Origin of the sequence: Streptomyces sp. URMC 124, from assembly GCF_051386455.1 — a bacterium.
Lineage (GTDB): Bacteria > Actinomycetota > Actinomycetes > Streptomycetales > Streptomycetaceae > Streptomyces.
Genome location: NZ_JBPQTS010000030.1, coordinates 43,527 through 51,549, shown reverse-complemented (window position 1 = coordinate 51,549; position 8,023 = coordinate 43,527). Strand labels below are relative to the sequence as shown.

Genomic DNA, 8,023 nt, shown 5'->3' with positions numbered 1-8,023 from the left:
CCGCCACCCGGGGCGTGCCCACCCCCAAGGACCTCGCCATCCTCGGCCGCGGCCCCGCCGGCCAGCCCGCCGCGGCCCAGTCCGGCCCCGCCGGGCAACCCGGCCAGGGCGGCGGCCAGGGCGCCCCCCTCGCGGCCAACGCCACCCTGCGCTGGTCCTCCGACAAGGGCTGGATCGAGCGCGGCACCGGCACCGGGCTCGGCGAGCCCCCCGAAACCGCCGCCCTGCCGATGCTCGCCCAGCTCACCAGCGCCGAGCAGCGCTGGGCGGACCGGGAGGAGGACATCACCACCGTCGGCGGCGACCCCTTCGAGGTCGGCCAGGTCTTCGCCCGGCGCTGGGCCGAGCGGCTCGCCGACGCCGTCCACCTGCAGCACCTCTCCTCGGAGTACCCCCGCATCCCGCACCGCATCGACGGCGAGCTGCTGCGCTACGCCGCCCGTTTCGGGCTCCTCGCCCACAAGGACGACCAGATCGACGAGCACGACCGCTATGCGATCCGTGCCGGGTTCTGGCGTGAAATCGACGCGCGCACGGCCGCGGAGAAGGCTCCGGTGGGCGACTGACGGCACCACGCCCCGCCTTCGGGCGCCCCAACGGCCGGGGCGCGAGTCCAACCGCGTACCCTCATAGCTCGTGAGGACGGGCGTGAAAGAGGCGGCGGCAGCCGCCACGGTGTGCACCGTGCGCGGCCTGGTCAAGACCTATCCCGCCGCGCGCGGCCGCCGCGGCACGCCCGGCACCGCGGCCGTGCGCGCCAGCGACGGCATCGACCTGGAGGTCCGGCGCGGCGAGATCTTCGGGCTGCTCGGCCCCAACGGCGCCGGCAAGTCCACCCTGGTGCGCCAGCTGACCGGCCTGCTCCGCCCCGACGAGGGCAGCGTCGAGCTGCTCGGCCACGACCTCGTGCGCCACCCCGAGCGCGCCGCCCGGCTCGTCGGCTACCTCGGCCAGGAGTCGACCGCGCTGGACGAGCTGACGGTCTCCCTCGCCGCCGAGACCACCGGCCGGCTGCGCGGCCTCGGCCTGCGCGCCGCGCGCGCCGAGCGCGACGCCGTCCTCGAAGAGCTGGGCCTCACCGCCCTCGCCGGCCGCCCGCTGAAGAAGCTCTCCGGCGGCCAGCGCCGGCTGGCCTGCTTCGCCGCCGCGCTCACCGGCGACCGGCCCGTGCTCGTCCTCGACGAGCCCACCGCCGGCATGGACCCCGTGGCCCGCCGCGCCGTCTGGGCCGCCGTCGACCGGCGGCGCGCCGAGCGCGGCGCGACCGTCCTGCTCGTCACCCACAACGTCATCGAGGCCGAGACCGTCCTCGACCGCGTCGCCGTCCTGGAGCGCGGGCGCATCATCGCCTGCGACACCCCCGCGGGGCTGAAGGAGCTCGTCGGCGACGAGGTCCGCGTCGAGCTCGTCTGGCGCGACGAGGCCCCCCTCGGCGTCCCCGAGGTCGCCGCGCTGCGCGACGCCGCGCACGCCGCGGGGCGCCGCTGGACGCTGCGGCTCGCCCCCGCCGAGGCGCGCGCGGCCGTCGCCGCCGTGACCGGCGGGCCCGCCTTCGCCGCGCTCGACGACTTCACGCTGACCACGCCGAGCCTGGAGGACGTCTACCTGGCGCTCGGCGGCCGCGCGGACGGGCTGGTGAAGGCGTGACGCCGCCGTGCCCGTCGTCCCCGTTGCCTCCGTCGCCCTCGTCGTCCCCGAACAGGAGCTGTGCCGGGTGAGTGCTGTATCCGCAGAGGCGGTGTCCGGGACGGTCCGGACCGGGAGCGAATCCCGGCCCCGGTCCGGCGGTCAGGACGCCGCGCCGCTCGCGCCCAGGGCGAAGCTGCTGCCCGCCCTGGCCGCCGTGTACCGCGCGCAGCTCTCGCGGGCCAAGGTGGCGCGGATCCCGCTGCTCTTCGTGGCCACGTTCCAGTCCGTCGGCATCATGATCATGATGCGTGGCGTGGTGGACGGCGGCGACGAGGCGCGGGCCGTCGTGGCCGGCTCCAGCGTGCTCGTCGTGGCCTTCGTCGCCCTCAACCTCCTCGCCCAGTACTTCGGGCAGCTGCGCGCCGGCGGCGGCCTCGACCACTACGCGACGCTGCCGGTGCCGCCCGCGGCCGTGGTCCTCGGCGCGGCCGGCGCGTACGCCTCCTTCACCGTGCCCGGCACGGCCGTCACCGCGGTCGTGGGCAGCGTCCTGTTCAAACTGCCGATGGGGCACCTGTGGGTGCTCGCGGCAGTGGTCCCGCTGTCCGGCGCCGCCCTCGCCGGGCTCGGCGCGGCCCTCGGGCTGCTCGCGCCCCGGCAGGAGCTGGCGACGCTCTGCGGACAGCTGGGCATGTCGGCGGCGCTGTTGCTGGGCGTGCTCCCCGCCGCCCACATGCCCGCGCCGATCGCCTACGCCCGCGACCTGCTGCCCTCCACCTACGGCGTGGAGGCGCTGGCCCGCACCTTCGACGCGAACCCCGACTGGGCCGTGGTCGCGGCCGACCTCGGCGTGTGCGCCGCCGTCGGCGTGGTGTCGCTGGCCGTGGCCACCTGGGCGTACCGCCGGGCGGCCGTGCGGTGACGCGCCAGGACGGTCCTGCCGCCGGGACTGCGGCCGCGACCTGGCACGATGACAGGGTGACCGCACCGCTGACGCCGCATGACCCGCCCGCCGACGAGCAGCCCGCCGGGGGCGTCCCCGCCGCTGCCTCCGCCGGGCGGGAGGAACTGCACACCGAGCTGCGGCAGGCCGCGGTGATCGCCGCGGCGGTGGCCGTCGCCGGAGTGCTCCTCGGGCTGCTGTGGGTGTGGCTGGCGCCGCGCGTGCCGCTGATCTCGGACGGCAAGGCGGTCTACCTCAGGAACAGCGAGGGCGAGCAGGCGATCGGCGCGGACGGCATGTTCGTGCTGCTGGCGCTCGGCTTCGGCGCGGTGAGCGCCGCCGTCGTCTTCCTGCTGCGCCGCCGCGGGGGCGTTCCGCTGGTCGCCGGCCTCGCCGCCGGCTCCCTGGTCGCCTCCGTGATCGCCTGGCGGGTGGGCATCGCGCTCGGCCCGACGTCGGACGTGGTCGCGGCGGCCCGCGCGGCGGGGCGCGGCGTCGTCTTCGACGCGCCGCTCAAGCTCGCCGCCAAGGGGGCGCTGCTGGCGTGGCCGCTGGCGGCGATGGCGGTCCACCTGGCCCTGACGGCCCTCTTCGGCCCCCGCGATCCGGAGCCGGAGCCGCACTGGCCGGCCGGGGAGCACGACGTCCCGGCCTGATCCGGCTCCGGCACCGCGCCGGATGCGTATGCGGGTGGCTCGCCGCCGTCGCGGCGGAGGAGGCACCCCGGCCCCACCCTTTCGCCGTTTCCTCCTGCGGAGAGCCGAGGCCCGGCCCTGTCCGCGCCGGTCAGGAAATCCCCGCCGCGGCGGAGAGCAACCCCCGCGGCGCGGTCCGGCGGTGCCGGGCCGGCCGGGGGCCGGATTCCGGGCCGGCCCGGCAAGGGGCTACGCCGGCCTGCGGCCGTGGTTGGCGCGGTTCTTCTTCAGGCGCCAGCGGCGCTTGCGGGTGCGCTTCGACATGGGCGTCCCTCCCGGGGCGCGGGCCGCACGCGCGGCGGCCCGCTCCTGAAGGTCGTAGCCGAGGGACGCGCGGCCGTCCAGACCCCCGCACCCGCGGGGTCACGCGCGGCCGATCGGTGCGACCACCGCGCCGGTGAGGGCCGCCAGGTCGGCGGGGGAGAGCTCGACCTCCAGGCCGCGGCGCCCCGCCGAGACGCAGATGGTGGCGTGGGAGCGCGCGGAGGCGTCCAGGGCGGTCGGCAGGCGCCGGCGCTGCCCGAGCGGGGAGATGCCTCCCCGTACGTACCCAGTGGTGCGCTCCGCGGCCGCCGGGTCGGCCATCGCCGCCCGCTTGCCGCCGACCGCCGCCGCCAGGGCCTTGAGGTCGAGCGAGCCGGAGACGGGCACGACGGCCACGGTCAGGGCGCCGTCGACCTCGGCGACGAGGGTCTTGAAGACCTGGGCGGGATCGCGCCCGAGCGCCTCCGCGGCCTCCTCGCCGTAGGAGGGGGCCGCCGGGTCGTGGGCGTAGGAGTGCACGGAGAAGACGGCTCCGGCCTTCTCCAGGGCGACGATCGCCGGGGTCGAGCCCGGCTGCTGCTTGCCGGCCTTGCGTGCCAAGGGTCCGTCCCGTCGGGTCAGTTGGGGTTCGTGGGCCGCCGGGTGAAGTCGACGGCCGGCAGCGAGGGGAGCTTAGCGATCACCGCGGTCTCGGTGCGCAGCATTTTCAGCTCGCGCGCGAGCCGCGTCGCCGTGTCCGGCGTCTCCAGCAGCCGCTGCTTGGCCGGGGTGTCGAGCATGGCCGCGGCGGCGACGAGGTAGGAGAGGACGGACGGCTCGCCCGGCAGGTCGCTCTGCCCGGCGAGCGTGCGCTCGGAGGCCCCGGCGAGCCGCTTCTGGTAGGCGCGGAAGGCGCGCACGACCCCGGAGGCGAGCGCGCCCGCGCCCTCGCCCTGCTCCTCCTCGACGTCCTCGACCTCACCGGTCAGATAGGGCCCGGAGGCGTCGACGGACAGCAGGCGGAAGCGGGTGGTGCCGGTGGCGAGGACCTCGTACGTGCCGTCGGAGCGCTCGCGGATCGTCGCCGCCTCGGCCACGCAGCCCACGGCGTGGAACGCCTTGCGGGGGTCGGGGCCGAAGCCGGAGGCGGGGCCGGGCTCGGGGCGGGCGCCCTCGGGCAGCCCGGGCGCCGTGGGCGCGACCTCGCTGCCGTCGCGGATGGCGACGACGCCGAAGCGGCGCGGCTCCTCCTCGGGGAGCGCCGACAGGTCGCGCATCAGCGCGCGGTACCGCTGTTCGAAGACGTTCAGGGGCAGGACGAGTCCGGGGAACAGCACCGAGTTCAGCGGGAAGAGGGGCAGGCGCGCGGTGGTCACAGCCGGTAAGCCTAATGGCCTGTGCAGCGATGCCGCCCCGGCGTTCACTGCCGGCGCAGCAGCCGGGACGCCCCGGCCGCCACGGTCGTCGCCAGCACCCAGCCCAGCAGGATGAGCGCCGTGACGACCCACTGCGTCGCCCCGGTGGGGCGCCAGGCGCCGCCCTGCCCCAGGTCGATGACGGGGACGAGCAGGTCGAGGGCGTAGAGCTCCGGGCTCCAGGCGGGCCCTTCGCCCTCCTTCAGCGGCGGTACGGGCCGCCAGGTGAAGTAGACCGTGGCGGCCGCCCACAGCACGGCCATCCACACCGCCGCCCGCCCGGGGCGGTAGCCGTAGGCCACGGTCCAGTCCTGCAGGTACCCCCAGGCCTTGCCGGCCGGGGGGAGGGTCTCGCGGCGGCGCCGCTGTTTGGCGAGCAGGACGGCGCGGGCGTCGGCGTCCTCGCCGCTGTCGCGCAGGGCGCTCGCCAGCTGCTCGTAGGGCTCGGGGGCGTACTCGGGGGTGGCGGCGGCGACCCACTCCAGGCGCAGGGCCAGGGGGAAGTGGCCGAGCGGTATCAGCGTCTCGTAGGAGAAGCCGGCCATCACCAGGCTGCCCGGGCCGGGCCAGCTCGCGTAGCGGTCGACCAGGTTCGAGACGCGGGCCCCGGAGAGCACGACCCGCCCCCGCTGGACCCATTCGCCGAGGAAGCGCAGCTCGGGGGTCTGGACGCGGCGCAGCGACAGCTCCTGGTCGGACTCCAGGACGAACCGGGCCTGGCTGAAGTCGACGGCGTCGCCGAACCGGCCGTCGTCGAGGCGCACCCCGCCGCGGCACTCGAAGGCCTGGGTGCGGATGCCGTGCTGCGGGGTGGTGGTGATGCCGTACGGGGGAGTGGCGCCGGTGGCGAACGGATAGCCGCCGACCCCGGCCCCGGTCAGATAGAGCGTGCGCTCCACGGTCATCTGCGGGGCGTTGAGCGCGCGCCGTCCCTGGGGATTGCTCAGCGTGGAGCCGCGCAGGCTCAGCGAGACCCCTATCGTGGCGGCCCGCATGCTCAGCTCGCCGTACGAGCGCATCATCTCGGCCTGCAGGTCCTGCCCGACGGAGATGCCGTCGGCGGCGACGGAGACCCCGCGCCGGTCCGCGCGCACCACCAGCTGGTTGAGCAGCAGGTCGGTGCCTATCTGGGCGTCGGTCAGCCGTATGCCGCGCTGGACGACGCACCGCGGCAGGTGCAGGTCGCCCTCGGTGCGCAGCCGGGCGGCCTCCAGCCGGGGCAGGGAGCAGGCGATCAGCCGCAGCGTCGTGAAGTGGCTCTCGGGCAGGAGCACCTCCTGCTCGAAGCGGCAGTTGTGCATCTCGACGTACGGCACGACGGTGCCGCCCGACAGGTCGAGCTGGCCGGTGATCTGCACGCCGTTGAGCTTGAGGGCGCAGACGCGGCCGGGCAGCGGGGGCGGGCCGTCCAGCAGGAGGAGGGCCACGAAGCGGGCCCGCACGCTCCGCTCGGGCCCCCACGCGTGCGGGGCGCGCGGATCGTTCCACTCGGGGCGGGGGGTGCGCAGGTCATAGGGCGCGCCTTGGCGGAAGGCCTCCCACATCGCCCGCTCGGGGGCCGTCAGCTCCAGCTCCGCGGGAGGGCCGCCGTCCGTCGGGTCGGTCACGCTGCGTACCCCCTCCCGTCCCGTACACCCCTGTGTACCGTTCTCATTCCCAAACGCGTGACCGATTGAACACTCTCAGTGAAACTCCCGTACCACTGAGTGGTACGGGGCGCCGTGCGACGGGACGGGTCTGAGACAATTACCGTGTGATCTCCCGAATCGATCTGCGCGGCTCCGCCCCCGCCCCGGGATCCCCCGAGGCCGGCATCGACCGCGACCTGCTGCCCCGAGCCGAACTCGACGTCGAGGCCGCCCTGGAGAAGGTGCGGCCCATCTGCGAGGACGTGCATCATCGCGGTACCGCGGCACTGATCGACTACGCGCATCGGTTCGACGGCGTCACGCTCGACCGCATCCGGGTCCCCGCCGAGGCGATCACCCGCGCCCTCGACGAGCTCGACCCGGCCGTGCGGGCCGCGCTGGAGGAGTCCATCCGCCGCGCCCGGATCGTCCACCGCGAGCAGCGCCGCACCGACAAGACCGTCCAGGTCGTGCCCGGCGGCACGGTCACCGAGCGCTGGGTGCCCGTCCGGCGCGTCGGGCTGTACGTGCCGGGCGGCCGGTCCGTCTACCCCTCGTCCGTGATCATGAACGTGGTGCCGGCCCAGGAGGCCGGCGTCGGCTCCATGGCCGTCTCCTCCCCGCCCCAGGCGGACTTCGGCGGCCTGCCGCACCCGACGATCCTGGCCGCCTGCGCACTGCTGGGCGTCGACGAGGTGTACGCCGCGGGCGGCGCCCAGGCCGTCGCCATGTTCGCCTACGGCACCGAGGAGTGCCGCCCGGTCAACATGGTCACCGGCCCGGGCAACATCTGGGTCGCGGCCGCCAAGCGGCTGCTCAAGGGCCGCATCGGCATCGACGCCGAGGCCGGCCCCACCGAGATCGCGATCCTCGCGGACGCCACCGCCGACCCCGTGCACGTCGCCGCCGACCTGATCAGCCAGGCCGAGCACGACCCGCTGGCCGCCGCCGTCCTGGTCACCGACTCCGAGGACCTCGCGAACGCGGTCGAGAAGGAGCTGGAGGCCCAGGTCGCCCTGGCCCGGCACGTCGAGGACCGCATCGCGCCCGCGCTCTCCGGCCGCCAGTCCGGCATCGTCCTGGTCGATTCCGTCGACCACGGCCTCGCCGTCGTCGACGCCTACGGCGCCGAGCACCTGGAGATCCAGACCGCGGACGCCGCGGCCGTCGCGGCCCGCGTGCAGAACGCCGGCGCGATCTTCGTCGGCCCGTACGCCCCCGTCTCGCTCGGCGACTACGCCGCCGGCTCCAACCACGTGCTGCCCACCGGCGGCTGCGCCTGCCACTCCTCCGGCCTGTCCGTCCAGAGCTTCCTGCGCGGCATCCACGTCGTGGACTACACGCGCGAGGCCCTGGCCGAGGTCGCGGGCCACGTGGTGACGCTCGCCGAGGCGGAGGACCTGCCGGCGCACGGCGCCGCGGTCACGGCGCGGTTCGCCGGTGACCGGAAGGTGCCGGACGGCAAGTGAC

7 protein-coding genes and 1 pseudogene are annotated in these 8,023 nt (G+C 75.8%); 5 read left to right on the top strand and 3 right to left on the bottom strand.

Features of this window, described 5'->3' with window-relative positions; genetic code table 11:
• The 4 genes and pseudogenes from ACSNOG_RS09150 to ACSNOG_RS09135 form a co-directional block, all read left to right on the top strand.
• A pseudogene (locus tag ACSNOG_RS09150) lies at window positions 1–566 on the top strand (NYN domain-containing protein); the annotation flags it as partial.
• A 109-nt stretch (window positions 567–675) separates the two neighbouring features.
• A complete protein-coding gene (locus ACSNOG_RS09145; protein WP_436752063.1) occupies window positions 676–1,647 on the top strand; it encodes an ABC transporter ATP-binding protein in 972 nt (323 codons plus the stop codon).
• Window positions 1,648–1,714: 67 nt separating this feature from the next.
• Entirely contained in the window at window positions 1,715–2,551 is an 837-nt protein-coding gene (locus ACSNOG_RS09140) for an ABC transporter permease (RefSeq protein ID WP_436752062.1), read from the top strand.
• A gap of 56 nt (window positions 2,552–2,607) precedes the next feature.
• On the top strand, window positions 2,608–3,228 hold the full coding sequence (locus tag ACSNOG_RS09135) for an ABC transporter permease (protein ID WP_436752059.1): 621 nt from the start codon (window positions 2,608–2,610) through the stop codon (window positions 3,226–3,228).
• A gap of 402 nt (window positions 3,229–3,630) precedes the next feature.
• Here the strand turns inward: ACSNOG_RS09135 and ybaK are convergent, their stop codons facing one another.
• Genes ybaK through ACSNOG_RS09120 form a run of 3 tightly spaced genes read right to left on the bottom strand, consistent with a single transcriptional unit; the run spans window position 3,631 to window position 6,532 of the window.
• Entirely contained in the window at window positions 3,631–4,131 is a 501-nt protein-coding gene (ybaK, locus tag ACSNOG_RS09130) for a Cys-tRNA(Pro) deacylase (RefSeq protein WP_436752058.1), read from the bottom strand.
• Window positions 4,132–4,148: 17 nt separating this feature from the next.
• Window positions 4,149–4,886, bottom strand: coding sequence for an LON peptidase substrate-binding domain-containing protein (locus tag ACSNOG_RS09125; RefSeq protein ID WP_436752057.1), 738 nt, complete (start codon window positions 4,884–4,886; stop codon window positions 4,149–4,151).
• Between the two features lie 44 nt (window positions 4,887–4,930).
• A complete protein-coding gene (locus ACSNOG_RS09120; RefSeq protein WP_436752056.1) occupies window positions 4,931–6,532 on the bottom strand; it encodes an oxidoreductase in 1,602 nt (533 codons plus the stop codon).
• Window positions 6,533–6,678: 146 nt separating this feature from the next.
• Between ACSNOG_RS09120 and hisD the strand changes: the two genes are divergently transcribed.
• Window positions 6,679–8,022: a histidinol dehydrogenase gene (gene hisD, locus ACSNOG_RS09115; RefSeq protein ID WP_436752055.1), complete on the top strand. Its 1,344-nt coding sequence runs from the start codon at window positions 6,679–6,681 to the stop codon at window positions 8,020–8,022.
• Window position 8,023 lies beyond the last annotated feature (1 nt).